This window comes from Actinocatenispora comari (genome assembly GCF_017312725.1).
GTDB classification, from domain to species: domain Bacteria; phylum Actinomycetota; class Actinomycetes; order Mycobacteriales; family Micromonosporaceae; genus Actinocatenispora; species Actinocatenispora comari.
This window is the reverse complement of record NZ_BOPO01000002.1, coordinates 104,132-130,421: the sequence shown is the minus strand read 5'-3', so window position 1 is coordinate 130,421 and position 26,290 is coordinate 104,132. Positions and strand designations below refer to the sequence as shown.

General features: G+C 73.6%; 29 protein-coding genes. 16 read left to right on the top strand and 13 right to left on the bottom strand.

The annotated features are described in order from the left end of the window. Positions 1–41 precede the first annotated feature (41 nt). A complete protein-coding gene (locus NUM_RS01035) occupies positions 42–545 on the top strand; it encodes an acyl-CoA thioesterase (RefSeq protein ID WP_207122559.1) in 504 nt (167 codons plus the stop codon). A gap of 88 nt (positions 546–633) precedes the next feature. Here the strand turns inward: NUM_RS01035 and NUM_RS01030 are convergent, their stop codons facing one another. Beyond that, positions 634–888 (bottom strand): hypothetical protein, encoded by a 255-nt coding sequence (locus NUM_RS01030; RefSeq protein ID WP_207122558.1) that lies wholly within the window; start codon positions 886–888, stop codon positions 634–636. 167 nt (positions 889–1,055) lie between these two features. Between NUM_RS01030 and NUM_RS01025 the strand changes: the two genes are divergently transcribed. Then, positions 1,056–1,298 (top strand): GntR family transcriptional regulator, encoded by a 243-nt coding sequence (locus tag NUM_RS01025; RefSeq protein WP_207122557.1) that lies wholly within the window; start codon positions 1,056–1,058, stop codon positions 1,296–1,298. On the opposite strand, the gene NUM_RS01020 is transcribed toward NUM_RS01025, so the two are convergent. After that, positions 1,288–1,470 (bottom strand): ribbon-helix-helix domain-containing protein, encoded by a 183-nt coding sequence (locus tag NUM_RS01020; RefSeq protein ID WP_207122556.1) that lies wholly within the window; start codon positions 1,468–1,470, stop codon positions 1,288–1,290. The genes NUM_RS01025 and NUM_RS01020 overlap by 11 nt on opposite strands. Positions 1,471–1,561: 91 nt before the next feature. Between NUM_RS01020 and NUM_RS01015 the strand changes: the two genes are divergently transcribed. Then, the gene (locus NUM_RS01015; protein WP_207122555.1) at positions 1,562–3,565 is read left to right on the top strand and encodes an acetoacetate--CoA ligase; all 2,004 of its coding nucleotides are present in this window, start codon (positions 1,562–1,564) and stop codon (positions 3,563–3,565) included. Between the two features lie 55 nt (positions 3,566–3,620). Here NUM_RS01015 and NUM_RS01010 read toward each other — a convergent pair whose 3' ends face one another. The 3 genes from NUM_RS01010 to NUM_RS01000 form a co-directional block, all read right to left on the bottom strand. After that, positions 3,621–4,079 carry a DUF1877 family protein gene (locus NUM_RS01010; protein ID WP_207122554.1) on the bottom strand — a complete coding sequence of 153 codons (459 nt, stop codon included), beginning with the start codon at positions 4,077–4,079 and terminating at the stop codon, positions 3,621–3,623. A gap of 71 nt (positions 4,080–4,150) precedes the next feature. Beyond that, positions 4,151–4,978 carry an alpha/beta fold hydrolase gene (locus tag NUM_RS01005; protein WP_207122553.1) on the bottom strand — a complete coding sequence of 276 codons (828 nt, stop codon included), beginning with the start codon at positions 4,976–4,978 and terminating at the stop codon, positions 4,151–4,153. A 211-nt stretch (positions 4,979–5,189) separates the two neighbouring features. Further along, positions 5,190–5,843: a TetR/AcrR family transcriptional regulator gene (locus NUM_RS01000; protein ID WP_225918246.1), complete on the bottom strand. Its 654-nt coding sequence runs from the start codon at positions 5,841–5,843 to the stop codon at positions 5,190–5,192. 75 nt (positions 5,844–5,918) lie between these two features. Between NUM_RS01000 and NUM_RS00995 the strand changes: the two genes are divergently transcribed. Beyond that, a complete protein-coding gene (locus NUM_RS00995; RefSeq protein WP_207122552.1) occupies positions 5,919–6,545 on the top strand; it encodes an NAD(P)-dependent oxidoreductase in 627 nt (208 codons plus the stop codon). Between the two features lie 82 nt (positions 6,546–6,627). Here NUM_RS00995 and NUM_RS00990 read toward each other — a convergent pair whose 3' ends face one another. Further along, positions 6,628–7,368, bottom strand: a complete 741-nt coding sequence (locus NUM_RS00990; protein WP_370466914.1) for a TIGR03089 family protein — start codon at positions 7,366–7,368, stop codon at positions 6,628–6,630. Positions 7,369–7,642: 274 nt separating this feature from the next. On the opposite strand from NUM_RS00990, the gene NUM_RS00985 reads away from it, so the two are divergent. Both NUM_RS00985 and NUM_RS00980 read left to right on the top strand, forming a co-directional pair. Next, positions 7,643–8,791, top strand: a complete 1,149-nt coding sequence (locus NUM_RS00985) for a glycosyltransferase family 4 protein (RefSeq protein ID WP_207122551.1) — start codon at positions 7,643–7,645, stop codon at positions 8,789–8,791. An 81-nt stretch (positions 8,792–8,872) separates the two neighbouring features. Then, the gene (locus tag NUM_RS00980; RefSeq protein WP_207122550.1) at positions 8,873–9,982 is read left to right on the top strand and encodes a mannose-1-phosphate guanylyltransferase; all 1,110 of its coding nucleotides are present in this window, start codon (positions 8,873–8,875) and stop codon (positions 9,980–9,982) included. Positions 9,983–10,078: 96 nt separating this feature from the next. Here NUM_RS00980 and NUM_RS00975 read toward each other — a convergent pair whose 3' ends face one another. After that, positions 10,079–11,551 carry an FAD-dependent monooxygenase gene (locus NUM_RS00975; RefSeq protein WP_207122549.1) on the bottom strand — a complete coding sequence of 491 codons (1,473 nt, stop codon included), beginning with the start codon at positions 11,549–11,551 and terminating at the stop codon, positions 10,079–10,081. Between the two features lie 69 nt (positions 11,552–11,620). On the opposite strand from NUM_RS00975, the gene NUM_RS00970 reads away from it, so the two are divergent. Continuing rightward, positions 11,621–12,286 (top strand): TetR/AcrR family transcriptional regulator C-terminal domain-containing protein, encoded by a 666-nt coding sequence (locus NUM_RS00970; protein WP_225918245.1) that lies wholly within the window; start codon positions 11,621–11,623, stop codon positions 12,284–12,286. 66 nt (positions 12,287–12,352) lie between these two features. On the opposite strand, the gene NUM_RS00965 is transcribed toward NUM_RS00970, so the two are convergent. From NUM_RS00965 to cofD, 3 genes are read right to left on the bottom strand one after another with little or no spacing between them, the layout of a single operon-like run. Beyond that, positions 12,353–12,880 carry an NUDIX hydrolase gene (locus NUM_RS00965; protein ID WP_207122548.1) on the bottom strand — a complete coding sequence of 176 codons (528 nt, stop codon included), beginning with the start codon at positions 12,878–12,880 and terminating at the stop codon, positions 12,353–12,355. Continuing rightward, the gene (locus tag NUM_RS00960; protein WP_207122547.1) at positions 12,880–14,199 is read right to left on the bottom strand and encodes a coenzyme F420-0:L-glutamate ligase; all 1,320 of its coding nucleotides are present in this window, start codon (positions 14,197–14,199) and stop codon (positions 12,880–12,882) included. The genes NUM_RS00965 and NUM_RS00960 overlap by 1 nt, the downstream gene beginning before the upstream one ends. Continuing rightward, positions 14,192–15,151 carry a 2-phospho-L-lactate transferase gene (gene cofD, locus NUM_RS00955; protein ID WP_207122546.1) on the bottom strand — a complete coding sequence of 320 codons (960 nt, stop codon included), beginning with the start codon at positions 15,149–15,151 and terminating at the stop codon, positions 14,192–14,194. Before cofD ends, NUM_RS00960 begins: the two co-directional genes overlap by 8 nt. 224 nt (positions 15,152–15,375) lie before the next feature. On the opposite strand from cofD, the gene NUM_RS00950 reads away from it, so the two are divergent. Both NUM_RS00950 and NUM_RS00945 read left to right on the top strand, forming a co-directional pair. After that, complete coding sequence (locus NUM_RS00950) at positions 15,376–16,539, top strand: hypothetical protein (protein ID WP_207122545.1); 1,164 nt, start codon at positions 15,376–15,378, stop codon at positions 16,537–16,539. A gap of 485 nt (positions 16,540–17,024) precedes the next feature. Next, positions 17,025–17,282 (top strand): WhiB family transcriptional regulator, encoded by a 258-nt coding sequence (locus NUM_RS00945; RefSeq protein WP_030445781.1) that lies wholly within the window; start codon positions 17,025–17,027, stop codon positions 17,280–17,282. Positions 17,283–17,468: 186 nt separating this feature from the next. Here NUM_RS00945 and NUM_RS00940 read toward each other — a convergent pair whose 3' ends face one another. Then, on the bottom strand, positions 17,469–17,843 hold the full coding sequence (locus NUM_RS00940; RefSeq protein ID WP_225918244.1) for a metallopeptidase family protein: 375 nt from the start codon (positions 17,841–17,843) through the stop codon (positions 17,469–17,471). A gap of 211 nt (positions 17,844–18,054) precedes the next feature. Here NUM_RS00940 and NUM_RS00935 point away from each other — a divergent pair, with 211 nt between their 5' ends. From NUM_RS00935 to manA, 7 genes are all read left to right on the top strand, one after another. Next, positions 18,055–18,411 carry a DUF3499 domain-containing protein gene (locus NUM_RS00935; protein ID WP_030445779.1) on the top strand — a complete coding sequence of 119 codons (357 nt, stop codon included), beginning with the start codon at positions 18,055–18,057 and terminating at the stop codon, positions 18,409–18,411. A gap of 167 nt (positions 18,412–18,578) precedes the next feature. Continuing rightward, the gene (locus tag NUM_RS00930) at positions 18,579–19,301 is read left to right on the top strand and encodes an N-acetyltransferase (protein WP_207122544.1); all 723 of its coding nucleotides are present in this window, start codon (positions 18,579–18,581) and stop codon (positions 19,299–19,301) included. A 114-nt stretch (positions 19,302–19,415) separates the two neighbouring features. Beyond that, positions 19,416–20,777, top strand: a complete 1,362-nt coding sequence (locus NUM_RS00925) for a phosphomannomutase/phosphoglucomutase (RefSeq protein WP_207122543.1) — start codon at positions 19,416–19,418, stop codon at positions 20,775–20,777. Between the two features lie 190 nt (positions 20,778–20,967). Continuing rightward, the gene (locus NUM_RS00920) at positions 20,968–21,174 is read left to right on the top strand and encodes a Trm112 family protein (RefSeq protein ID WP_030445776.1); all 207 of its coding nucleotides are present in this window, start codon (positions 20,968–20,970) and stop codon (positions 21,172–21,174) included. A 49-nt stretch (positions 21,175–21,223) separates the two neighbouring features. Next, positions 21,224–22,432 (top strand): SIS domain-containing protein, encoded by a 1,209-nt coding sequence (locus tag NUM_RS00915; protein WP_207122542.1) that lies wholly within the window; start codon positions 21,224–21,226, stop codon positions 22,430–22,432. 55 nt (positions 22,433–22,487) lie between these two features. Beyond that, a complete protein-coding gene (locus tag NUM_RS00910; RefSeq protein WP_207122541.1) occupies positions 22,488–23,429 on the top strand; it encodes a cation diffusion facilitator family transporter in 942 nt (313 codons plus the stop codon). A 112-nt stretch (positions 23,430–23,541) separates the two neighbouring features. Continuing rightward, complete coding sequence (gene manA / locus NUM_RS00905; RefSeq protein ID WP_207122540.1) at positions 23,542–24,708, top strand: mannose-6-phosphate isomerase, class I; 1,167 nt, start codon at positions 23,542–23,544, stop codon at positions 24,706–24,708. A 103-nt stretch (positions 24,709–24,811) separates the two neighbouring features. Here manA and NUM_RS00900 read toward each other — a convergent pair whose 3' ends face one another. Beyond that, on the bottom strand, positions 24,812–25,393 hold the full coding sequence (locus tag NUM_RS00900) for a dihydrofolate reductase family protein (protein WP_207122539.1): 582 nt from the start codon (positions 25,391–25,393) through the stop codon (positions 24,812–24,814). A 64-nt stretch (positions 25,394–25,457) separates the two neighbouring features. Continuing rightward, complete coding sequence (locus NUM_RS00895) at positions 25,458–26,258, bottom strand: class I SAM-dependent methyltransferase (RefSeq protein WP_207122538.1); 801 nt, start codon at positions 26,256–26,258, stop codon at positions 25,458–25,460. Positions 26,259–26,290 lie beyond the last annotated feature (32 nt).

The following is a 26,290-nucleotide window of genomic DNA, read 5'->3' as shown; positions in this document are numbered from 1 at the left end:
ACGAGAAAACCGGCCCCACGCTCGACCGTACCGTGTCAGGCATGAACCTGCTCGCTGGCAAACCGACGTCGTACTCCCGGGTAACCCTCAGTCGGATCATGACCGCCGCCGACGTCAACCTGTACGGAACGGTGCACGGTGGCGTGATCATGAAGTTCGTGGACGACGCCGCCGGCGCCGCCGCGGCCCGCCACTCCGGCGGCAACGCCGTCACCGCGGCCATCGACGAGATCGTCTTCGCGGCACCCGTACGGGTGGGTGACCTGGTGCACGCGCACGCCGCGGTGAACTGGACCGGCAGCTCGTCGCTGGAGGTCGGCGTCCGGGTGGTGGCCGAGCGCTGGGACACCGCCGGTACCGAGCCGGTCGAGGTGGCCACCGCCTACCTGGTGTTCGTCGGCATCGACGCGGACGGCAGGCCGCGGTCGATCCCGCCGGTACTGCCGGAGACCGCCGACGACGAGCGCCGGCAGCGTGAGGCCGAGATCCGCCGCAAGCACCGCCTCGCCCGCCGCGACGCCATAGCCCAGTCCCGCACCGCCTGACCGCCCTATCGCTGCCGATGTGCGCAGCACATGCCGAGAACGAAGGCTAGTACCAGTGAAAACGTCCAACCCAGCGCGATCGGGATAGTCACGGCATCCGCCGGACCAGCAAGCCGGAGATCCGCGCGTAGAAGACCTTCGGCGTCGCGGTGCCGGTCTCGATGTCGTCGACCGGCACGACGCGCAGATAGACCGCACCATTGACCAGTGCGGGCATCGTGGAGACGACCATCGCCCACCAACATCCGTGTCCATGAATCCCGGCGCGGGGGGCGATGAAGACCTGATCGCCTGCTCTGATGTCGTCCGCCGAGAGCACGTACGTGGCCGTAGGCTTGGACATGTCCGCTCCCTTCACGAGCGGTCAGACCCTCGGGCGCCCCGACCGGTGTCCGAGGGTCGCTTTGTGCGCTGACGCCATCACGATAACCAACTCATCTGTAGACGTCTACTCCGGGCTCATGACAGATCTAGAGATCATGGCATCGATGTACGCCATAGCCTCGGGGCATGGTCGACTTCTCGGGGGTGGATCCCGATCGGGTCGAGCCCCTGTACGAGCAGGTGGCCGACGTGCTCCGGTCTGCGATCAAGGCCGGTGAGGTGCAGCCCGGCTATCGGTTGCCGTCAGAGTCCGGCATCGTGCAAGCGAGCGGCGTCTCGCGGCTGACCGCTCGCCGCGCCGTCCAGTTGCTCGTCTCGGAAGGTTTGGTCACGGTGGTGCAGGGCCGGGGCACCTTCGTCAAGAAGTAGCGTGATCCGGGCCGCGCGGCGTCGGTCCGGACGTGTCGGCCACTCTCAGCAGCGCGAGATCGATGCCTTCTCGGATGAGTTGGTTTCGAGACCGGCCGGTCGAACGGGCCATTTCCTTGAGTCCATCCATCTGCGCGCGACTGAGATAGACGCTCGTGCGCACCTTGTCCATGTGCCCAGCCTAGGCATAGCCGGGGGTGACGGGGGAGGCGTGGGTGGGCAAGATGGGGGCCGGTCACGACGGGGTGATGCGAGGAGGCGGTATGGGCGGGATCGACCAGGACGCGACCGGCGCGGCGGACGGGACCGGCACGGTGCTGTGGCGGCCGCCGGCGGACGTCGCCGACCGTACCCGCGTCGGTGACTACCTGCGCTGGCTGCGCGAGCACCGCGGGCACGACTTCGCCGGCTACGCGGAGCTGTACGACTGGTCGGTGACCGATCTGCCCGGCTTCTGGTCGTCGGTCTGGGAGTACTTCGACCTCACGCCCGGCGTGCCGGCCGGCCCGGCGCTGGCCGAGGACCGGATGCCCGGCGCCCGCTGGTTCCCGGCGGCGCGGCTGAACTACGCGCAGCGGGTGCTCGCGATGCCCGGCCTGGCCGACGACGACCTCGCGGTGATCGGCCGGTCGCAGAGCCGCGGCCCGGTCGAGCTGACCGCCGCGCAGCTGCGCGACCAGGTGGCCCGCGCCCGGGCCGGCCTGCAGCGGCTCGGTGTCGGCACGGGCGACCGGGTCGCGGCGTACCTGCCGAACGTGCCGGAGACGGTGGTGCTGCTGCTGGCCACCGCGAGTCTGGGCGCGGTGTTCTCCAGCTGCGCGCCGGAGTTCGGTACCCGCAGCGTCTGCGACCGGTGGCAGCAGATCGAGCCGACGGTGCTCGTCGCGGTCGACGGCTACCAGTACGGCCGGAAGGCGATCGACCGTACCGCCGAGGTCGCGGCGATCCGCGCCGCGCTGCCCAGCGTCCGGCACACCGTCATACTGTCCTATCTGGACGGTGTGGCGCCGGTGCCGGATGCGCTGTCCTGGCAGGAGTTCACCGCCGAGGCCGGGCCGCTGGAGTTCGAGCAGGTGGGCTTCGACCACCCGCTCTACGTGCTCTACTCGTCGGGGACGACGGGGCTGCCGAAGCCGATCGTGCACGGCCACGGCGGCATCCTGCTCGAACACGTCAAGTCGCACGCGCTGCACGTCGACCTCGGCCCCGGCGACCGGTTCTTCTGGTTCTCCACCACCGGCTGGATGATGTGGAACTACCTGGTCAGCGCGCCGGCGGTGGGGGCCGCGATCGTGCTGTACGACGGGAATCCCGGCCATCCCGACCTCGGTGCGCTGTGGCGGCTCGCGGCCGAGACCGGGGTGACGTTCTTCGGCACCTCCGCGCCGTTCCTGCTGTCCTGCCGCAAGGCGGAGCTCGTCCCCAAGGAGCTGGTCGACCTCGGCCGGATCCGCGGCGTCGGCTCCACCGGTGCGCCGCTGCCGCCGGAGGGCTTCCGCTGGGTGTACGACAACGTCGGCGCCGACGTGCTGCTGTCGTCGTTCTCCGGCGGTACCGACGTCTGTACCGGCTTCGTCGGCGGCTCGCCGCTGCTGCCGGTGTACGAGGGGGAGATCTCCGGCCGCTGCCTGGGCTGCGCGGTGGAGTCGTTCGACGCCAACGCAACCCCGCAGCGCGACCAGCTCGGCGAGCTGGTCATCACCCGGCCGATGCCGTCGATGCCGGTCGGTTTCTGGGGCGACACCGACGACTCCCGGTACCGCGACGCGTACTTCTCGGTGTTTCCGGGGGTGTGGCGGCACGGCGACTGGATCACCATCACCTCCCGCGGCACCTGCCTGATCACCGGCCGGTCCGACGCCACGCTCAACCGCGGCGGGGTACGGCTGGGTACCGCCGAGTTCTACTCGGTCGTCGAGGGGTTGCCGCAGGTCGCGGACTCGGTCGTGGTGCACCTGGAGGACGACGAGGGCGGTGCCGGCGAGCTGCTGCTGTTCGTGGTGCCGGCGGCCGGCGTCGAGCTGGACGACGAGCTGCGCCGCACCATCAACACCGCGCTGCGGTCCAACCTGTCGCCCCGGCACGTACCGGACGCGATCTACCAGGTGCCGGCGGTGCCGCACACGCTGTCGGCGAAGAAGCTGGAGGTGCCGGTCAAGCGGATCCTGACCGGCACGCCGGCCGACTCGGCCGCCGCGAAGGGCGCGCTGGCCAACCCGGAGTCGCTGTCCGCGTTCGAGCAGCTCGCCCGGGAACGCCAGGGCTGACCCCGCCGGGCCCGGATCCGGTGGCCGGTGTCTGCCGGCCGCCGGATCGTGCCGGTCAGAACGAGAAGAACATCAGCGCGGGGGCGCGCGCCGCGGACACCGTGGCGAAGAACGCGGTGAGCGCCTGGTAACCCCAGCGCAGCGGTTCGAGGTCGTCGGCCGCCCACAGGTGCCGGCCGGGGTACACCTCCAGCCGGCTCAGCTCGGCCGGGTCGTAGTGCGCGGCCAACTGCTCCCAGCTGGTGTCGCGCAACACCGTCGCCACGTGCTCGACCTCGTCGGGCGCCCAGGCGAACAGCGTGCCGTCGTCGTCGACCGGTTCGCCGCCGGCGCCCAGGATGTCGATGCCGACGCCGGCGCGCCCGAACAGGTGTTCCAGCCCCGGCCAGCTGCTGTCCAGGTCGGCGCCGGGAACGTCGCCGTCCCAGTCCTGGTCCCAGGCCCACTCCGGATCGTCGCGGGCGGTCGCCAGCTGCTCGGGTGTCACCTGGGTGAACCAGATCGTCACGCTCATCGCGGGATGTCCTCCGGTGGCCGCCGTCGCCGTCCGGCGATGGTGACACACCGGTACGACCCTGCCGGCGGTCAGCTCTCGAGGAAGTCCAGCAGGTCGGTGTTGAACTGCTCGCGGGTGCCGGCGACGCTGGCCAGCGCGTGCGAGGCGCCCGGGTACACCTTGAGGGTCGCGTTCGGGATGATCGTCGCGGCCTTCTGCGATGCCGGCCCGATCGGCACGATCTGGTCGTCGTCACCGTGCACCAGCAGCGTCGGTACGTCGATCTTGCGCAGGTCCGGCGTGAAGTCGGTCTCGGAGAACTGCGCCACGCAGTCGATCGCGCCCTTGATCGTCTGTTGCATCGCGATGCGCCAGAAGTCGTCCTTGTTGCCCTGGGTGACCTTGTTCCCCGGCCGGTTCGCGCCGAAGAACGGTTCGGTGAAGTCGCGCCAGAACTGCGCCCGCCCGTTGCGGATGCCGTCCCGGATGCCGTCGAAGACCTCCATCGGCAGCCCGTCCGGGTTGCTGCCGGTCTTGAGCATCAGCGGCGGCACCGCACCGATCATGACCATCTTGGCGATCCGGGCGGTGCCGTGCCGCCCGACGTACCGGGCGATCTCGCCACCGCCCATCGAGTGCGCGACGAGGACCACGTCGCGCAGGTCGAGCTTCTCGATCAGCGCGGCGAGGTCGTCGGCGAACGTGTCGTAGTCGTACCCGTGCCATACCTTCGACGAGCGGCCGTGGCCGCGCCGGTCGTGCGCGACGCCGCGGTACCCGTTCTCCGCCACGCACAGCAACTGGTCCTCCCAGGCGTCCGCGCTGAGCGGCCAGCCGTGACTGAACACGACGGGTTGCCCGCTGCCCCAGTCCTTGTAGTAGATCTCCGTCCCGTCCGCGACGGTCACGTAGCCCATGACGCCTCCCGTTGATGCGAGCCCGGCTCTGTGCAGGCAAGGACCGGCCGCGACACCGTTTCGTACGGCCCGGTGACGACGTGGCGGGGTCCTCTGCCGAGGCTCGCAGCAACGGTGCGCCCGGCCGGCCGGAACGCCGAAATCCGGGCGGGGGTTGGCCGAGCGTCGGACCCGGCATCCCACGGTCGGACGAGCGCCCCCGCGGGCGGGGTCACGCCGGGGTCAGGCCGGCGAGCAGGGTGTCGACGAGGGCCGCGGCCCGGTGCTCGGCTCGGCCCGGGTCGAACTCGCGCTGCGCGAACGTGTCCAGGAACGCGTGGTGCAGGCAGCCACCGATCAGCAGCTGGGCCGCCGCGGCGCAGTCGGCGTCGGCGCGGATCCGGCCGGCGCGCTGCTCGGCACGCAGGTACCCGGTGAGGCCGTCGACCGGTTTGTGCGGGCCGGCGCCGCGACGCTCCAGCTCGGCCCGGTGCGCGGCGAGCAGCGTCGGCTCGGAGAACAGCGACGCGCCGATCGGGTAGCTGTCGTGGTAGAAGGCCTGCGTGCGGGCGGCGATGGCGACCAGGTTGTCGCGCAGCGAGCCGTCCGGTTCGGCGGCGAGCAACCCGCCGAGCGGGGGCAGCCGCTCCTTGAGCACCGCGAGGAACAGGTCGGTCTTGTCGTCGAAGTGCTTGTACAGGGTGGCCTCGGAGTAGCCGGCCGCGCGGGCGATCTGCTTGGTGGTGGAGCGGGCGAGCCCGTCCCGGTGCATCACCTGGGCCGCCGCGTCGAGGATCCGGTCCCGGGTACCGCCGCGCGGCCGGGTGCCGGCGCGTTCCGGGGTGTCGCCGGGTGCCCGGGTCTCGCGGTCGGGAGTGCTCGGCACGGTTCCTCCTTGACGGGTTAGTGGTTGCTCACCATACTAGGTGGGTGAGCACTCACTAACCAGAAGGGCGCGCTCATGCAGATCACCGTCTTCGGCGCAACCGGCCGCATCGGTACCCACGTCGTACGGCAGGCGCTCGAAGCGGGGCACAAGGTCGTCGCCGTGGTCCGCGACCCGGCCCGGCTCGACGTGGCCGCCACTCCGGCGCTGCGGGTGCACACCGCCGCGGTGCTCGAACCCGACGGCGTCACCCCGGCGGTGGACGGCTCGGACGCGGTGGTGTCCGCGCTCGGCCCGCGCGGCCGGGGCCCGACCACCGTGTGCTCCGACGGCACCCGCGCCGAGCTGGCCGCGATGGCCGCCACCGGGGTGCGCCGGCTGGTCGTGGTCAGCGCCAACGGCGCCTACGTCGACGCGGGCGACAACCTGCTCAACCGGCTGGTGGTCAAGCCGCTGCTCGGCCGCCTGCTGCGGGAGGGGTTCAACGACACCCGGCGGTCCGACGACCAGGTACGGGCGAGCGACACGGACTGGACGATCGTGCGGCCACCCCGGCTGACCGACGGAGCGCACCGGCCCTACCGCACCGCGCTGGACCGCAACATCGGCATCACCATCGCCCGTACCGACGTGGCGGCGGCGATCCTCGCCGCGCTCGCCGACGACGCGACGATCGGCCACACCCTCGGCGTCGGCTACTGAACCGACCACCGGCCGTGCGCGGCGGCGTGCCGACTCGGCGTCGGTTACCGAACGGACCGGCGCAATCGTCCACAGTGGACGATCAGGTACGGGTGGTGACCCGCTCGGTGGCGGCGATCGCGTCCAGCCGCTCCGCGTCCGCGTTGCGGACCAGCACCACCGAGGCGCCCAGCAGCAGCGGCGCGAACAGCCAGGCGACCGGGTCCGGCTCGGCGTCCACCGGCACCAGCAACCGCCCACCCGGCAGCAGGCCGGACTCGCCGGCATGCCGCCGGGCCCGGTCCGCCAGCGCCGCCTGGCTCACCGGTTCCGGCTCGTACCAGGCGATCCCGCTCGGGTCCGCCGGTGCCGAGGAGAACCGGTCACCGAACGCGCGCACCGCCACCACGTAGTCCAGCGCGCCGTCCGGCACCTCCCGCAACGGCAGCGCCATCGGCGCCAGCCCCAGCAGGTACGTCTCGGCCGGGCGCGCCGCGCGGGCCTGCTCGGCGCGGTCCACCGCGGCGAACGCGACGTCGACCGGCGCCGGCCCGGTGGCCGTGGCACCGAACCGCACCGGTACCCCGGCGGTCAGGCAGCCCAGCAGCACCGCCGCGGTCTGCCAGTGCGCCGGCAGCAGCACCGCGGCGCTGTCGTCGGGGCCCAGCGCCGCGCCGTCGACCAGCAGGTTCGCCGTCTTCGCGACCCAGTTGTCCAGCGTCACCGCGGACAGTTCGGTGCGCTCGCCCAGCCGCTCGTCGTAGTACGTGATCAGCGGCGCGTTCTGGTTCGCGCGCAGCGCGGCGGCCAGCGCCGCGGGCACGGTGGCGGGATCGCTCGACACGGCCACACCATAGCGTCGGCCAGGCGCCCACCCGAGGCCGGGCGCGTCGTGCCGTCGCCGCCGCCGGCCCGACGAACTGCGACGATGCCGCGGTCAGGTGAACGGGGCGGTACCGGGACGTGTCGGTCGTCGTGGCGTCCTTCGTTCGCGACGCTTCCGGCGTACGCTGGCATGCTGGCACCCGGCGCGGCGCGGCCCACCGCGCGGCGGATGCCGGGGTACGAGACGGTGACTTCGCGTCAGCGAAGCGCGCAGCTGCTGGGGAGTGGTCGGGATGGCCGGAGGCGAACTGCCCCGGGTGCTGTTCGACGCGACGAGCGTGCCAGCCGACCGAGGTGGCGTCGGGCGGTACGTGGATGGGCTGCTGCACGCGCTGTCCGGGGTCCAGCACGGCCTGACCGTGGTCTGCCAGCGCACCGACGCCGAGCGGTACTCGCGGCTGCTGCCGCACGCCGACGTGGTGGTCGGCCCGGCCGCGGTGTCGCACCGGCCGGCCCGGCTGGCCTGGGAACAGACCGGTCTGCCGCTGCTGGCGCAGCAGCACGCCGCGCACGTGATCCACTCGCCGTTCTACACCTGCCCGCTGCGGGCGGCCTGCCCGGTGACGGTGACCGTGCACGACGCGACGTTCTTCACCGAGCCGGACCACTACGAGAAGGCGCGCGGCACGTTCTTCCGGTCCGCCATCAAGACCTCGCTGCGCCGGGCGGCGCGGGTGATCGTGCCGAGCAAGGCGACCCGGGACGAGCTGATCCGGTTGCTGGACGCCGATCCGACCCGGCTGGACGTCGCCTACCACGGCGTCGACCCGGAGGCGTTCCACCCGCCGTCGGCCGACGAGCAGGCCCGGGTGGCGGCCCGCCTCGGCCTGGCCGACACGCCGTACGTGGCGTTCCTCGGTGCCAAGGAGCCGCGCAAGAACGTGCCCGAGCTGATCCGCGGCTGGGTGCGCGCGGTGTCGACCCGGGAGAACCCGCCGGCGCTGGTGCTGGCCGGCGGCACCGGGCACGACGAGGAGATCGACAAGGTGGTCGCCGAGGTGCCACCGCACCTGCGGCTGCTGCGGCCGGGCTACCTGCGCTACACCGACCTGCCCGGCTACCTGGGCGGCGCGCTGGTCGCGGCCTACCCCAGCCACGGTGAGGGGTTCGGGCTGCCGGTGCTGGAGGCGATGGCCTGCGGCGCGCCGGTGCTGACCACGCCGCGGTTGTCGCTGCCGGAGGTGGGCGGCGACGCGGTGGCGTACACCGGCGAATCGGCCGAGGAGATCGGGCACGACCTGGCCGCGCTGCTCGACGACGAGCCGCGCCGCGCCGACCTGGGCCGCCGGGGGTACGAGCGGTCCCGGGAGTTCACCTGGGAGCAGAGCGCCGAGGTGCACATCGCGGCCTGGACCAGGGCCGCCGCGCTGGTCGCCGCCTGACCGACCGGTCCGTTCGGCGTCACCCGATCACTCCCTGGTGCCGTCCAGGTAGCTTTCAGTTCGGCCGGTTAGTCTGCCGAGATGACCGACGAGGGCGGCTTCTACGCGGTGGTACCGGCGGGCGGTAGCGGCACCCGGCTGTGGCCGCTGTCGCGCGCCGGTCGACCCAAGTTCCTGCATCACCTGACCGGTTCGGACCGCACCCTGCTGCAGGCGACGATCGACCGGCTGGCGCCGTTCGCCCCCGCCGAACGCACCTACGTGGTGACCGGGGTGGCGCACGCGGCCGGGGTGTCCCGGCAGCTGCCGGCGCTGCCGACGGACAACATCCTGGTCGAGCCGTCGCCGCGGGACTCGTGCGCCGCGATCGGGCTGGCCGCGATGGTCATCGCCCGCCGCGACCCGGACGCGATCATGGGCTCGTTCGCCGCCGACCACCTGGTCCGCTTCACCGAGCGGTTCCACTCCTCGGTACGGCAGGCGATCGACGCCGCCCGCGCCGGCTACCTGACCACGATCGGCATCACCCCGACCGAGCCCGAGACCGGGTACGGCTACCTGCGCTGCACCGAGACGCTCGACGGCGGGCCGGCGAAGCTGGTCGGCGAGTTCAAGGAGAAGCCGTCGCACGAGGTCGCGGTCGAGTACGTCGAGTCGGGAAAGTACCTGTGGAACGCCGGCATGTTCGTCTGGTCGGTGCGCGCGTTCCTGGCCGAGCTGGCCCGCCAGCAGCCGGAACTGCACGACGGGCTGAGCCGGGTGGTGGACGCCTGGGACTCCCCGCAGCGGGAGGAGGCGATCGGCGAGATCTGGCCGACGCTGCCGAAGATCTCCGTCGACTACGCGGTGATGGAGGGCGCGGCGCGCGCCGGCCGGGTCGCCACCGTGCCGGGCAGCTTCGGCTGGACCGATGTCGGTGACTTCCACACCCTCGGCGTGGTGCTGCCGATGGACGACGACGGCAACGTGGTGGTCCGCGGCGAGGAGCGCGGCGGCGAGGTGCTCGCCATCGACGCGCACGACACGGTGGTGGTGCCGCGTTCCGGCCGGCTGGTGGCCGCCCTCGGCGTGCACGACCTGGTGGTGGTCGACACCAACGACGCGGTGCTGGTCTGCCCGCGCAACCGCGCCCAGGACGTCAAGAAGCTCGTCGACCGCCTCAAGGAACGCGGCGAGCGCGAACTGATCTAGCCCCGCGATCCGGCGCCACACCCTAGGGGATCTTCCAGACTTCCGGCGCGGCGCGGCCTGCCCGGTCCCCGGCGATCGCCGGGGACCGGATGGGCGTCAGGCGTGCGCCGCGAGTGCCGGCTGGCGCACCCAGGTCGCCAGGGCGGCGTCCAGGCCGGTGGTGTCGCCCTCGGTGCTGCTCGCCCAGGCGACGTGGCCGTCCGGCCGGACCAGCGCCGCGGCCGGTGCCGGTACCGCGCCGAGCACCGGCAGCCGCCACGTCGCCGCGGCGCTGCGGGCGTGCATGTGGTCGACCGCGCCGGCCCAGCCCTCCGGTACCGCGAGGGGGGTGGCGCCGAGGTCCAGCAGCACCGGCCGGGCCGGGTGCAACAGCTGGTAGGCGCGGCGGCCGTCGGGCAGGTCGACGTCGGGCAGCCGGCGGCCGACCAGCGGGTGCCCGCCGCCCAGCGGGTAGGCCACGTCGAGCGCGGTGACCATCCCGGCCAGCTGGTCGTTGACCGCGGGCTGCGCGATCATCCCGGCCACGGTGGCCCGCAGCGCCTCGGTCTGCGCGTCGTACCGGCCGAGCGCGACCTGCGCGCGGGTGTTGTCCAGCACCCGGGCGCCGACCGGGTGCCGCTCCTCGTGGTACGTGTCGAGCAGCGTCTCGGCGGCGTCGCCGCGCAGCACCGCGGCGAGCTTCCAGCCGAGGTTGACGGCGTCCTGCACGCCGGTGTTGAGGCCCTGCCCGCCGGCGGGGTAGTGGATGTGCGCCGCGTCGCCGGCGAGCAGCACCCGGCCCTGCCGGTACCGGTCGGCCTGCCTGGCGGTGTCGCCGTAGCGGGACAGCCAGCGCGGGGAGTGCAACCCGAAGTCGGTACCGGCGATCTCGGTCAGGGTGGCGCGCAGCTGGTCGAGGGTGACCGGGCCGTCCTGCGGGCGGACGCCGGTCTGGGTGGTCATCACCCGGTACCAGCCGGCCTCGAAGCCGAGCACGCTGTAGTCACCGCGGGCGGTGCGCCGCTGGAAGACGTTCCCGGCGGGCGGGTCGGCCAGCTCGACGTCGCCGAGCAGCGAGGTCAGCGTGGCGTCGGTACCGGCGTAGCCGATGCCGGCGAGGTGCCGCACCACGCTGCGGCCGCCGTCGCAGCCCACCAGGTACCGGCCGGTGACGGTGCCGCCGTCGCCGAGCGTGACGGTGACCCCGTCGGCGTCCTGTCGCAGCTCGGTGACCTCGGCGCCGCGCCGGATGGACACGCCGAGGGTCGTGGCGTGCTCGGCGAGCAGCCGCTCGACGTGCGCCTGCAGCAGCACCAGCAGGTACGGGTACCGGGTGGGCAGGTCGTCGAGCCGCAGCGGCAGCCCGGAGAAGTGGCCGGCCGGAAGCGGCCGCCCCTCGGCGAGGAACGGTTCGACCATGCCGCGCTGGTCGAGCACCTCCAGCGTGCGGGCGTGCAGGCCCCCTGCCCGGGACTCGCCGGTGGGCCCGGTGCGCCGTTCCAGGATCAGCACGTCGGCGCCGGCGAGGGCGAGCTCGCAGCCGAGCATCAGGCCGGTCGGGCCGGCCCCGGCGATCACCACATCGGCCATGACGACTCTCCTTAACGTTGTTAAATCCAACGCTGTTAAGGATGGCTCGAACGCTGTTAAGCTGTCAACGTGCCGAAGGTGCGAACCGGATCACGTCTCAGCCGGGAGACGATCGCCGCCGCCGGGCTGCGGCTGCTCGACGACACCGGCCTGGACGGGCTGACCATGCGTGCCGTCGCCGCGACGCTCGACGTGCAGGCGCCCGCGCTCTACTGGCACATCCGCAACAAGCAGGAACTGCTCGACGCGATGGCCGAGCGCATCTTCGTCGCCGTCGCCGACGGGGTGCACCCACCCGCCGCCGGCGTCGACTGGCGGCAGTGGTCCGCCGACGTGGTCCGGCGGCTACGCCGCGAGCTGCTCCGACACCGCGACGGCGCCCGGGTGCTCGCCGGTACCGACGTGTCCCACCCGGCGGTGCACGGGGTGATCGAGCTGACCCTGCGCACCCTGACCGACGCCGGTTTCGCCACCCGGCAGGCCGCCCGCGCGTTCCCGACGCTGCTGCACTACACGATCGGCTTCACCATCGAGGAGCAGGCCCGCGCCGGCGAGGCGTACCCGGAGAACCCGTACGAGCCGGAGCGCATCGCGCGGACCATCGATGCGGCCCGGTTCCCGCTCACCGCCGCCAGCATCGGCGACATGTTCGACCCCGACCCCGACGCCGCCTTCGACGAGGGCCTGCAGGTCATCCTCACCGGCATGTCCGCCCTGCTCCCCGCCGACTCCTAGCCGGTCACCCGTCCGACCGGCCACGGCGGTCGGATGCCGCCGGCCGTCGCCAGGCGACGCACCCGGTCAGCGGAACGCGGCGAGAGCGGGGGCGATCAGGTGCTCGGTGGCGGAGGCGAGCGGGGTCGGCAGCTCGTCCGGGCGGAACCAGCCGAGCGCGTCGGACTCGGCACTGACCCGCTCGCGGGCGTCGGGCGGCGCGAGCACCGCGTAGCGCACGTCGTGGTGGTACGAGTCGCGGCCGGCGCAGCGCACCGGATGGATGTCCAGGTCGATCGGCTCCGGGTGCAGCCGCAGCCCGTCGATGCCGGACTCCTCGGTCGCCTCGCGCAGCGCCGCGGCGGCGAGCGACGGGTCGTCGGCCTCGACGTGCCCGCCCAGCTGCACCCAGCGGTGGAACCTGCCGTGCAGGCACAGCAGTACCCGGCTCAGGTCGGCCGAGACGACCAGGGCGCTCGCCGTGACGTGGCCCGGGTCGTACCCGCGGGTCAGCGCCACCGGCCCGGCGTCCAGCAGCGCCAGGCTGCGCTCCCGCGACTCGCCGGCGCGCCAGCCCGACAGCACCTGTACCGCGTCGTCGTACAGCGCGGTCATCACCGCTCCAGGTAGGCGTCGCCGGGGTCGTCGTCGGCCGGTACGACCGGGTGTGCCGGGAAGCCGGCGGCGGTGGCGCCAAGGAACTGCCAGCTCGCCGGTACGTCGAGTGCGGCGCCCAGCGCCACCGGATCCGGCGGGTCGATCAGGCCGGGCGTGACCATCACGTGTACCAGGCCCTCGGCGGCCAGCGCGTCGGCGGCGCAGGCGATCCCGTCCATCTGCCGCAGGACCGTGGCGATCGTCTCCGGGTCCTCGTCGTCCAGGTCGAACGCGTCCATCGCTTCGGTGCGGAACGCCACCAGCAGCACCGGCGCGCGCGTCACCAGGTCGGTGTCGACCTCGCCGGGCAGCAGCTCGGTCAGTGCCCGGCGCGCGGCCGGTGAGCTGACCCGCACGTACCGCCAGAGGCCCGGTTCGCTGGCCTGGCCCCGCATGACGGCGACGGCCCGGCGTACCGCGGCGTCCGGGACGGGCTCGTCGGACAGCTCGCTCGCGGCCAGCCGGGTGGCGAGCACCTCGCGCCGGCCGGCGTCCCGCGCCTCCGCGGTGCCCAGCGAGAACATGTCCTCGGCCGACGGCCGTACCAGGGCGGCCGCGCCGGGGCCGTCGTCGGCGGCGACCGGGCCCAGGCCGCGTACCACCGCGACGGGCACGCCGGAGGTCTTGCCCTTGACCAGGTCGGCGGCGGCGGCGAGCTCGTCGATCACCGCCGCGGCGGTCACCGACAGGTCGTTGCCGTACGGGTCGGTCTGGCCGCGGTGGTCGCGCAGCGGCGCGAGCCCGGCGGCGCCGATCGCCACGTCGGTCTGCCCGTTGCGCCAGGTGCGGCCCATCGTGTCGGTGACGACGACCGCGACCCGGATGCCGAGCCGGGCGCGCAGCCCGGCCCGCAGCGCGCGGGCGGACGCGTCCGGGTCGACCGGCAGCAGCACCAGCTGCGAGCTGTCCACATTGGACGCGTCGACGCCGGCGGCGGCCAGCACCAGCCCGTGCCGGGTCTGCACGATCCGGGTGCGGCCCCGGGCCGCGACGACCCGGACGGTCTCGGCGGTCACCGCGTCCTGCCGGGCGGCCTCGCGGGCCTCCGGGTCGCTCGGCGCCGGGACCAGCCGGCCCTCCGCCTTGCTGACGATCTTGCTGGTCACCACCAGGATGTCGTCGTCCCGCAGGTCCGCGCCGAGCTCGGCGATCAGCGCCGCGATCTCGTCGCCCGGCGTCACCTCGCCGATGCCGACCAGCGGCAGCACCTCGATCCGCGCCGGCACCGCCTCGCCGGACTGGTGGTCGGTGGCGTCCGGGGTCGCCGGGTCAGACATCGGCCAGGCCGATCGCGTCGGTGACGATGGCGGCGGTCTCGGCCTCGTCGGTCATCAGCAGCGGGCGGGCCAGCACCCGCACCCCCGGTACCGTCGTGGCGGCGTCGGCCGGGTCGACCAGCCAGCCGGACAGCAGCCCGCCGTCGCCGGCCGCGCCGAACATCCGGCCCACCCCGGCGGCGCTGACCTCGACACCGATCGCGGTCAGGCACTTGTCGGCCATCCCGCGAACCGGGGCGCCGCCGATGATCGGCGCGATCCCGACGACCGGCGCGGTGCCGGCGACCAGGGCGTCGCGCAGCCCCGGTACGGCGAGGATCGGGCCGATGCTGACCACCGGGTTGCTGGGCGCGAGCATTACGACGTCGGCGGCGGCGAGCGCGTCGAGCACCCCGGCGGCCGGCTTGGCCTGCTCGGCGTCGACGAACACGAACCGCTGCGCCGGCGGCTCGGCGTGGTAGCGCACCCACCACTCCTGGAAGTGCAGCGCCCGCGGTGCCGCCTCGCCCTCGACGGTGGCGACCACGTGGGTCTCCATCCGGTCGTCGGTGGCCGGCAGCAGCCGGATGCCGGGCTGCCAGCGGGCGCACAGCGCCTCGGTCACCGCCGAGAGCGGGTAGCCGGCGGCGAGCATCCGGGTGCGAACCAGGTGGGTGGCGAGGTCCCGGTCACCGAGGCCGAACCAGGTCGGTTCGGCGCCGTACGCGGCGAGTTCGTCCCGGACCGCCCAGGTCTCGCCGGCCCGCCCCCAGCCGCGTTCCGGATCCGCGCCGCCGCCCAGCGCGTACATCACGCTGTCCAGGTCGGGGCAGATCCGGACGCCGTGCAGGGTGACGTCGTCGCCGGTGTTGACGATCGCGGTGACCTCGTGGCCGCCGGCCGCGGCGAAGGCACGCACCCCCGCCAGGAACCGGGCGCCACCGATGCCACCCGCGAGTACCACGATGCGCATACCGGCAATCCTCCCGCATGCCCCCGGCGCTGCACCGATGCGGTCCGGCGGCGGCGCGGTCGAGCGTTGCGCGCACGTCCCGGTACGGTGCGTGTACCACCGGCGTGGCGCCGCGCTGGCCATGCTGGGTACCGCGTGATACCACGGGGGGCGCGCCGCGGTTAGTCTCGTCGGGACACGGATGCCCACGAAACCACTGCGCTGTGCTACCCGAAGGGGGAGCTGTGACAACCCAGACGGCGGCCGACGAGAAGGACCCGACGGCCAGTCAGTACACGAAACCCATCCGGCTCATCGCCGCGTTCATTCTGCTCGGCGCCGCTGCTCTGCTGCTGCTGGCGAACATCATCCAGCTCGTCCCGACCGACCAGACCTCGTTCACGGTCCGGGCCGGCAGCGGCGTGTCCGGCTTCCTCGGCTGGGCGACGGTGCTGCCGCCGGTGCTGGCGGTGCTGCTGGTCAGCCACTGGCGGCCGATGCTCGCCCAGACCAAGATCGTCGCCCTGATCGCCATGATCGAGTACGGCGTGATGCTGCTGCTCGGCCTGATCGGCACGATCGCCGGTGCCTACCACAACTTCACCAACACCGGGGCGTACGCGGGCATCGGAGACGCGGCCGGCATCCTGCTCGGTGACCTGGCACTGCTCGCCCTGGGCGGCGCCGGCGGGCTGGTGACGTTCCTGGTGTTCCGCGGCCTGGCGGCGCCCAAGCCGGCGGCGCTCGGGCAGTACGGACAGGCCGGCTACGGCCAGCAGGGCTACCCGCAGCAGGGCTACGGCCAGCAGCAGTACGGCCAGGCCCAGCAGCAGTACGCGCAGCAGCAGGCCCAGGCCGCGCAGTACGGCCAGGCGCAGCAGGCGGCCGACCCGGCGGCGCAGCAGGCGGCGGCCCAGCAGGCGGCGCAGCAGGCCGCCCAGCAGCAGGCCGCCCAGCAGGGTGCGGCCCAGCAGTACGGCCAGCAGGCGTACGGCCAGCAGGCCCAGGCCGGGTACGGCCAGCAGGCCGGCTACGGCCAGCAGCAGGGCTACGGCCAGCAGCAGTACGGCGCGGCGGCGCCGACCTCGGGTGCGGCCGCGCCGACCTCGGGCGCCGCGGCCCCGACCTCCGGTGCCGGCCAGGCCCAGCAGGGGCAGCACGCCCAGCAGGGTGGGTACGGCTGGCCGAACCAGTCCGGCGGCGCGTCCTGGCCGGCGGGCCAGCAGGGCCAGCAGGCCCAGCAGCAGCCGCCGGCCGCGCAGGGCCCGGCGACCGCCGCGTGGCCGACCACGCCGGCGGCCGGCAACTGGCAGCAGCAGGCCGAGCCGGCGGAGCCGGAGAACCCGGACGAGGGGCAGCGCACCCAGCTGATCACTCCGGAGATGCGGCAGCGCCAGCAGAACCAGTGACCTGGGGCGGGGCGGCCCGAGGCCGTCGCGTCGAACCTTCGTGGCCCGGCCGGGATCGGCCGGGCCACGCTCGTTGCCGGCCGGACCCGGTGATCCGCGCCAGCCGTTGCCGGCCGGACCCGGTGATCGACGATGCTGACGGCCGGACGGGGTCCGCGGCCGTCCGTTGCCGGCCGGTCCGCGAACTCGGTGAATCTCGTCCGGAAACGGCCGCGACTGGGTAGCCTGGTTGCCGCTCCTACCCCAGTTCCTGTCGGTCCGCACGAAACGCACGCCGAACGGGCCTATTTATCAGGTTCGGCTTGACGACGCACGCATTACACGCGTGTAATTTTGGTGGCGGACATTGGTTGGCCCGGTGCCGTGGTGGGACGCGGCGTCGCGTCCGGCGGCAAAAGTCCGTGCGCAACAACTGAACGGGGCCTTCCGCGTGGGGGGTGAGCATCGGTGTTCGTGGCCGATGCGCGGAGCTAGGAGGCACGTAGATGGACGGCCGGGAGACGGTGGCCGACCTGATGGAGGACGCACCGGAGTGGCAGGAGCGGGCCTTGTGCGCGCAGACCGATCCGGAGGCGTTCTTCCCGGAAAAGGGGGGGTCGACCCGGGAAGCGAAGCGCATCTGCTCGCGCTGCGAGGTGCAGGCGGAGTGCTTGGAATACGCATTGGGCAAGGACGAGCGGTTCGGCATCTGGGGCGGATTGTCGGAGCGCGAACGGCGAAAGTTGAAGCGCCGGGCCGGCTGAGGTCGACCGCGGCGAGATGCAGAAGGCCCGGTGATGGCGGGGGCGCCACACCGGGCCTTGCCGTATCCGAAACGGCACGGAATCCGAGCCGTGCAATTCCCGGCGCGGCCCGGTCCGGCGCGGCCCGGCGGTCCGGGGCGGCACGTGCCGGGGCGGCCCGCACCAGGGCGAACTCAGCCCGGGGGATCAGTCCGGGTCGACGTCCTCCGGGTCGAGCCCGAGCAGGTTCGCGACCTGCTCCACGATCACGTCCTTGACCAGATCGGCCAGATCCTCCCGGTCCACCGCGCGCAACTCCAGCGGCCGGCGGTACAGCACGATGCGGGGCGGGACGCTGCCGGACCCGCCGGCCCGGCCGGGCAGCAACCGGGCGATCGGGACCTCGCCGTCCTCCAGCACGTCGGCGTCGTAGACGTTCAGCGCCGGCGGCACGTCCTCGACGGCGAACTCGACGCCGCTGAGCTCCTGGGTGAACCGGTGATCGAGCAACTCGACGGCGTCCCGGACCATCTCGTCGAACAGTTGCGCGCGGGTGCGCGACAGCGGCAGCGAGGCCGGCACCAGGCGTCCGCGCAGGCCACGACCGCGCCGGTCCCGGTGCGGGCCGGCCGGCCGGCTGGTTTGACGTGGTCGCGTGCTCACGCAGTCAGCGTAGTGCGCCGGTCGCTCCCGGCGGCACACCGGCACGGCCGGAGCGGGTGGGCATTGTCGCTCGGCGTGTCGAGGGCCAACCGGACGAACGACGCAGCGGCGGGCGTTAACGTGATCGGTCGTGAGGTCTCCACGGCGTTGCACCAGAACCGGCTGCCCCAACCCGGCCGTCGCGACGCTGACCTACGTCTACGCGGACTCCACCGCGGTCGTCGGCCCGCTCGCGGCCTTCGCCGAACCCCACTCGTACGACCTGTGCGAGCAGCACGCGTTGCGGCTGACCGCGCCGCGCGGCTGGGACCTGGTCCGACACGAGGGCGAGTTCGAGGCGCCGGCGCCCACCACGGACGATCTGGTCGCGCTGGCCGAGGCGGTGCGCGAGGCGGGCCGGCCGGTGCGGCGGGAGGAGCCGGAGCGGGACGACGAGCGCGAGGTGGGGCGACGTGGCCATCTGCGGGTGATCCCGCCGCCCGCCTGAGCCACCGTTCCCCCCCCGGCGGCCCCCGGGACGGAATTGCCCGGGCGACAGGGCTGCCCGAGTGGCCCGGGTTCGTGCCACTCTGAATTCATGAGCGAGCGCGAGCGAGCGAATCATGGGCATCGTGTGTCGTGCCTCGTCGGTGTTCCGACGAAGGAGGAACGCCGATGAGTATCGAGCCCGCTCCGCTGACGGTCACCGAGGTGCGGCGCACCGGTCCGCTCGTCGACGCGGTGTACACGGACATCCTGCAGCCCTCGTTCCCGCCGGCGGAGCTGGTGTCGCTGGCCGGGTTGCGGGACGCGATCACGGCCCGGCGGGCCACGCTGACCGTCGCGCTGGACCCCACCGGCGTGCCGTGGGGCGCGGCCGTCGGCGAGTGGTACGAGCCGGCCCGGGTGATGCTGCTCGGCTATCTCGCGGCGCGGCCGGGCAGCCGCGGTCACGGGGTCGGCGGCCAGCTGCTGGAGCAGGCGATCCGCACCTGGTCGCAGCGGTACGACCCGTGCGTGGTGCTCGCCGAGGTGGAGCGGCCGGACCGGCACCGGGCCTCGCTGGCGCACGGCGATCCGGTCGGCCGGCTGCGGTTCTACCAGCGGTACGGGGCGAGCGCGTTGGACCTGCCGTACTTCCAGCCGGCGCTGCGGGCCGACGAGGACCGGGCGTACGGGATGCTGCTGATCGCGCTGCACGTCGAGCAGCGGTACCGGCGGGAGGGGCAGGCGGTCGACGCCGAACCGGTGCGCCGGTTCTGGTTCGACCACCTGAGCGCCACCGAGGGCGCCCCGGTCGACGGCGCGGCCCGGCGGATGGCGACCGCGCTCGCCGCCGAGCGGGTCACGGTGCGCCCGCTCGACGAGTACCGGCACATCCCGGTGGCCGCCGGCTGACCTGCCGGTGCGCCCGCATTCGGCGGTCGGTGCCGCACACCTACGTCGTGGCCGGTCGGCCCGGGTCGGTACCCTTCGGTGCATCCGACTCCGCAGGACGGACGGGAGCGTGCGGTGGACCTGACCGAGATCGTCAAGGCGTACGACGTGCGCGGTGTGGTGCCCGACCAGCTCGACGAGCGGGTCGCGCGGGCGGTGGGTGCCGCGTTCGTCCGGGTGACCGGGGCGGACCGGATCGTCGTCGCGCACGACATGCGTACCTCGTCGCCGCTGCTGGTGGCCGCGTTCGCGGCGGGCGCGACCGGCCAGGGCGCCGACGTGGTGGACGCCGGGCTCGGCCCGACCGACATGCTCTACTACGCCTCCGGGTCGCTCGACCTGCCCGGCGCGATGTTCACCGCGAGCCACAACCCGGCCCGGTACAACGGCATCAAGATGTGCCGGGCGGGTGCCCGGCCGATCGGCCAGGAGACCGGGCTGGCCGACATCCGCGACCTGGCGCAGCAGTTCCTCGCCGAGTCGCCGGAGCCGGCCGCCACGACCGGCACGGTGACCGAGCGCGACCTGCTGACCGACTACGCGAAGCACCTGCGGTCGCTGGTCGACCTGTCCGGGATCCGCCGCCTCAAGGTCGTGGTGGACGCCGGGAACGGGATGGGCGGCTACAGCGTGCCGACGGTGCTCGGTGACGAGAAGCTGGCGGCGCTGCCGCTGGAGATCGTCCCGATGTACTTCGAGCTCGACGGCTCGTTCCCGAACCACGAGGCGAACCCGCTGGAGCCGAAGAACATCGTCGACCTGCAGGCGAAGGTCCGCGAGGTCGGCGCCGACGTCGGGCTGGCGTTCGACGGTGACGCCGACCGGTGCTTCGTGGTCGACGAGCGGGGCGAGCCGGTGCCGCCGTCGGCGATCACCGCGCTGGTGGCGACCCGGGAGCTGGCGAAGGTGCCGGGCGCGACGATCATCCACAACCTGATCGTGTCGCACGCGGTACCGGAGATCGTGCGGGAGCACGGCGGGGTGCCGGTGCGTACCCGGGTCGGACACTCGTTCATCAAGGCGGAGATGGCGTCCACCGGCGCGGTGTTCGGCGGCGAGCACTCGGCGCACTACTACTTCAAGGACTTCTGGTTCGCCGACACCGGGATGCTGGCCGCGATGCACGTGCTGGCCGCGCTGGGAGGGCAGAGCCGGCCGCTGTCGGAACTCGTGGCCGAGTTCAGCCGGTACGTGGCGTCCGGCGAGGTGAACTCGACCGTGGACGACCAGGCCGCCCGGGTGGCCGCGGTCAAGGCGCGGTTCGCCGACGCCGAGCTGGACGAGCTGGACGGGCTGACCGCGCAGTTCGACGACGGGTCCTGGTTCAACCTGCGCGCCTCGAACACCGAGCCGCTGCTGCGGCTCAACGTGGAGGCCCGGGACGAGCAGCGGATGGCGCAGCTGCGCGACGAGGTACTGGCCGTCGTCCGCGACTGACCAGGCGACCGCCGGCCGACCCGGCCGGTGAAGCGGCGGCGCCAAACGGGCCGGCCGAGCCGGTGGTGAGGATCAGCCGGCGCGGCCGGCAACGAGAAGCAGCGGCGCGGCCGGTGACGAGGATCAGCCGGCGCGGCCGGTGAGGACGATCCGCCGGCGGTGCCGGCGGGAACAACGGGAGGTGAGCGTCATGTCCGAGACCACCCCGGCGGTGCTGGACGATGACCTGCTGTCGATCCTGGCGTGCCCGGACGAGCATCACGCGCCACTGACCTACGACGCCGCGGCGCAGACGCTGACCTGCACCGAGTGTCACCGGGTCTTCGACGTGGTGGACGGCATTCCGGTGCTGCTGCTGGACGAGGCGCACGGCGGCCCGGCCGAGTCCGAGTCGTGACCGCGCAGCCTGGTGGCGCGCGACGCCCGCGCGCGGCGGAGGTGGCGGCATGACCGAGCCCGGTACGGAGGGGGTCAGCGGCTACCGCGACATCGACGAGGCGCTGCTGGACGACCCGGCCCGCATCGACGCCGCGGATCCGGGGTTCATGCTGCGGGCGATCGCGTCCGGCGGACCGCAGCTTCGGGAGGCGATGTCGCTCGCGGCCGAGGCCGACCTGGCGTCGCTGGCCGACGAGGGCCGGCCGCGGTCGCTGGTGGTGGCCGGCGCCGGTACCGCCGCGCGCACCGGTGACGTGCTCGCCGCGGTGGCCGGTCCGCGCTGCCCGGTGCCGGTCGTCGCGCACCGCAGCGCCGGCGTGCCCGGCTGGGTCGGCGCCGCCGACACGGTACTGGCGGTGTCGGCGTCGGGCCGCAGCCCGGAGGCGCTGGCGGCGGCCGAGGCGGCGGCGCGGCGCGGGGCCCGGCTGGTGGCGATCGGCGCGCCCGGCTCCGAGCTGGCCGCGGTCGCCGAGCGCGCCCGGGCACCGTTCATCCCGGTACCGCGGCGGGCACCGGCGCGCGCCAGCCTGTGGGCGCTGACCGTACCGGTGCTGCTGGCCGGCCGGGCGCTGGGGCTGCTGCGGATCGCGGAGGCCGATCTGGCCGAGGCGGCGACCCGGCTGGACGACGACGCGGAACGCTGCAAGGTCGGCAACGACGCGTTCACCAACCCGGCGAAGGCGCTCGCCCTGGACCTGGCCAACTCGCTGCCGGTGGTGTGGGGGTCCACCCCGCTCGCCGCGGTGGCGGCCGGCCGGTTCGCCGAGATGCTGGCGGCGAACGCGCGGTACCCGTCGGTGGCCGACTCGCTGCTGGAGGCCGGGCGCGGCAGCGTCGGCCTGCTCGACGGGGTGTTCGGCGCGCTGGCCGAGTCGCAGCGCGACATCTTCGCCGACGAGCCGTCGGGCGGCGGGACCCGGCTGCGGCTGGTGATCCTGCGCGACGACGGTTTCGAGTCCGGTACCCCGGCGGAGGACAGCGACGGCGAGGAGCCGCCGGCGGTGGAGAGCCGCCGCGCGGAGGCGGTGCAGTCGCTGGCGGAGCGGCGCGGGGTGCGCTGCACGGTGCTGCGGGCCGAGGGTGCGTCGCCGCTGGAGCGGCTGGCGTCGCTGACCGCGATACCCGACTTCGCCTCGGTGTACCTGGCGCTGGCGCACGGGTTCGACCCGATGGCGGTGCCGGCGGTGTCGGAGATGAAGGACTTCGTCACGCCATGATTCGTCACCCGATGACTCGTCACTTCGTGGCTCGTCACCCGAGGAGAGGCAGCTCGTGAGCTCGTCCGGCGGTACCAAGGCGGTGTTGGCGGCGCTGGGAGCCAACCTGGGCATCGCGGTGGTGAAGTTCCTCGCGTTCCTGCTGACCCAGTCGTCGTCGATGCTGGCCGAGTCGATCCACTCGGTGGCCGACTCGGGTAACCAGGTGTTGCTGCTGGTCGGTGGCCGGCGGGCGCGTCGCGACCCGGACCCGGAGCACCCGTTCGGGTACGGCCGGGAGCGCTACATCTACGGGTTCATCGTGGCGATCGTGCTGTTCGCGGTCGGTGGCCTGTTCGCGCTGTACGAGGGCTACCACAAGGTGATCCACCCGGAGGCCATCCACTCCTGGCAGTGGGTGCCGATCGTGGTGCTGGTGGTCAGCATCGTGCTGGAGGGCAACTCGTTCCGGACCGCGTTGAAGGAGTCGGCCACCGAGCGGCGCAAGGTCGGGTTCCTCGGCTACATCCGGCGGGCGAAGAACCCGGAGCTGCCGGTCGTGCTTTTGGAGGACTCGGCGGCGCTGCTGGGCCTGATCTTCGCGCTGTTCGGGGTCGGGTTGACGCTGCTGACCGGCAACGGCGTGTTCGACGGCATCGGTACCCTCGCGATCGGCGCGCTGCTGGTGTGCGTCGCCGCGACGCTCGCGGTGGAGACCAAGAGCCTGCTGCTCGGCGAGTCGGCGACGGTGGCGAACGTGCGGGCGATCGAGGCGGCGGTGCTCGACGGGCCGGAGGCCGAGCGCATCATCCACATGCGCACCATGCACCTGGGCCCGGAGGAGTTGCTGGTGGCGGTGAAGGTCGCGGTGCACCACGACGACACGGCGCGCGAGGTGGCCCGCGGCATCGACGCGATCGAGGCTCGGATCCGGGCAGCGGTGCCGATCGCGCACGTCATCTACATCGAGCCGGACCTGTACCGGACGGCCGCCGCGAAGCAGTCGGAACAGTCCTGAGGCCGGCGGCGTCGGAGCGGGTACCGGCGCGGGCGGCGTGGCGGGTCGTGACGTCGGAGGCGTCGAGGCCGCGCCGGCGCCGGGCGGCGTCGGCGTCGAGGGGGAGCGGAACATGCGGGCACTGACCGGCCGGATCCAGCCGTACGCGTGGGGGTCGCGCGCCGCGATCGCCGCGATCCAGGGCCGGCCGGTGCCGTCCGAGACGCCGGAGGCGGAGCTGTGGCTCGGTGCGCACCCGGCCGCCCCGTCCACAGTGGATGGTGGCGACACGCTGGCGGACCTGATCGCCGCCGAGCCGGCCGCGATGCTCGGCCCGGCACAGCGGTTCGGGCGCTTGCCGTTCCTGCTCAAGCTGCTCGCCGCGGACCAGCCGCTGTCGCTGCAGGTGCACCCGAACGCGGACCAGGCGCGGGCCGGTTTCGACGCAGAGAACGCCGCCGGGGTGCCGCTGTCCGCGCCGCAGCGCAACTACAAGGACCCGTACCACAAGCCGGAGATGATCGTCGCGCTGACCGACTTCGACGCGCTGTGCGGGTTCGCGCCGCCGCAGCGGTCGGCGGAGCTGCTCGCCGGGCTGGCCGTACCGGAGCTGGATGCGGTGGTGGCGGCGCTGCGGTCGGACCAGGCGGCGAACGGGATCCGGGCCGCGGTCGCCGCGCTGCTCGCGGTGCCGGTGCGTACCGTCGAGGTGGCGGTGCACGCCGCGTCCGGCCGGACCGACCGGGCACCCGGGTACCGGCTGATGGTGGAGCTGGCGCGGCGGCATCCGGGTGACCCCGGCGTGCTGGTCGCGGTGCTGCTCAACCAGGTGCGGCTGCGCCCCGGGCAGGCGCTGTACGCGCCGGCCGGCTGCCTGCACGCCTACCTTGCCGGGGTCGGTGTCGAGCTGATGGCGGCCAGCGACAACGTGTTGCGCGGCGGCCTGACCCCCAAGCACGTGGACGTGTCCGAGCTGCAGCGGCTGCTGCGCTACGAGCCGGCGCCGCCGCCGATCGCCGACCCGGTGCCGGTCGCCGGCGGGCTGGAGAGCTACCCGCAGCTGCTGCCGGGGGTGGCGGAGTTCGCGCTGTCGGTGGCGCGGGTGGGTGGGCCGCACCGGCGGGTCGAGCTCGCCGCGGACGGGCCGCGGGTGCTGCTCTGCGTGCACGGCCGGGTGATCGCCGACGACGGTGCGGGCGAGCTGTCGCTCGGCCCGGGCGAGGCGGCGTTCGTCGCGGCCGACCACCGCACCGTCCGGCTCTCCGGGTACGGTGCCGTCTTCCAGGCGACCACCGCCTGACGCCGCGCCGGCCGCGGCCACCGGTACCACCCGGGCGGCGGTGCGGGTGCTGCGCGGCGAAGACGGGCCCGACCGGCACGCGACCGGGTCGCGGGCCTACCGGCTACGCCGCCGGCAGCGCACCGGTGACCTGGTACCGGCTCAGGACGACCCCGGCGGGGGTGGTCGTGGTCTCGGCCAGCGCGAGTGACCGGCCCGGCGTGCCCTCGGCGACGAAGCGCTTCCCGGTACCCAGCACGATCGGGTAGACGATCAGCAGCAGCTCGTCGACCAGCCCGTTCCCGAGCAGCGTCGAGGTGAGCGTGGAACTGCCGCAGAGCACCAGATCCGGGCCGTCACTCGCCCTGACCCGACGCACCCCCTCGGCCACGTCCGGCCCCAGCGGCTCGACCGGGCCCCACTCCAGGCTCTCCGGCCGGTGCGTGGCGACGAACTTCGTGGCCGCGTTGATCCGGTCCGCCATCGGGTTGCCCGACACCGTGGACCAGAACCGCGCCCACAGGTCGTAGGTGTGCCGGCCGAGTACCAGGTCGAAGCGGTCGCCGTGCATGGCGAGCACCGCGTCCCGGCCCTCGGGTGTCCGGAACGGCACGTTCCAGTCGGGGTACGGGAAGTCGTCGCCGTCGACGGAGTGCTGCACCACCCCGTCCAGCGAGACGTGTTCGATGACCTTGAGCCTTCGCATGTGAGCCCCTCGGGTTCCGGCATTCGGGTGCGTCCGGCGGGTAGACGCCACGCCGGAGCGAAACTCATCGCCGCTGCGGGCCCGGTGCGGTGGCCGCTTCGGCGCGGGCGAGCAGGTGGAAGACCCGGCTGAGCCGGCGGTACGGGTCGCGCCGGCTCGCCGCGAGCTCCACCTCGGCGATGTCGGGCAGCTCGGGGTCGTCGGCATCGAGCGTCAGCCAGTCGCTGAACAGCCAGAGCCCGTACCAGGCCAGCGGGCTGGCGCCGTGCCCGGTGAACAGCGCGGACAGGCCCTCGACGGTGTCGGCCCGGGTGTCGAGCCCCAGCACGCCGCGCTCGCCGGCGGCGTCGAACGCCGCCAGCGCGTCCCGCCAGCGGTGCGCGAGCGCCGGCCGTACCGCCAGGGTCGCGGCGTTGAGGCCGAGCACCGAGACGATGCCGCCGGGCGCGACGCAGCCGCACAGCGCCGCGATCATCGGCGCCGGGTCGGGCAGGTACATCAGCACGCCGTGGCAGAGCACCGCGTCGTAGCGGTGCGCGCCGGCCAGCGTCACCGCGTCCTCACCGCGGCCGGGCAGCAGTCGGACCCGGTCTCGTACCGCGGCGGGTTCGGCGGCGAGCCGCCGCCGCGCGGCGGCCAGCATGGCCTCGGACGAGTCGAGCAGGGTGATCCGGTATCCCCGGCGGGCCAACGGAAACGACTGGTGACCGGCGCCGCCGCCGACGTCGAGCACGGTGGCCGGTGGCGGGGGCAGGTGGGTGAGCAGGTGCCGGTGCAGCACGTAGGTGCGCACCGTGCCCTTCACCGTCGCGTACGCGCCCTCGACGAACGGATCGGCCAGGCTCGCCCACACATCGTCGACCATCCCGCCATCCTCCCGTACGCGGCGACGGGGTG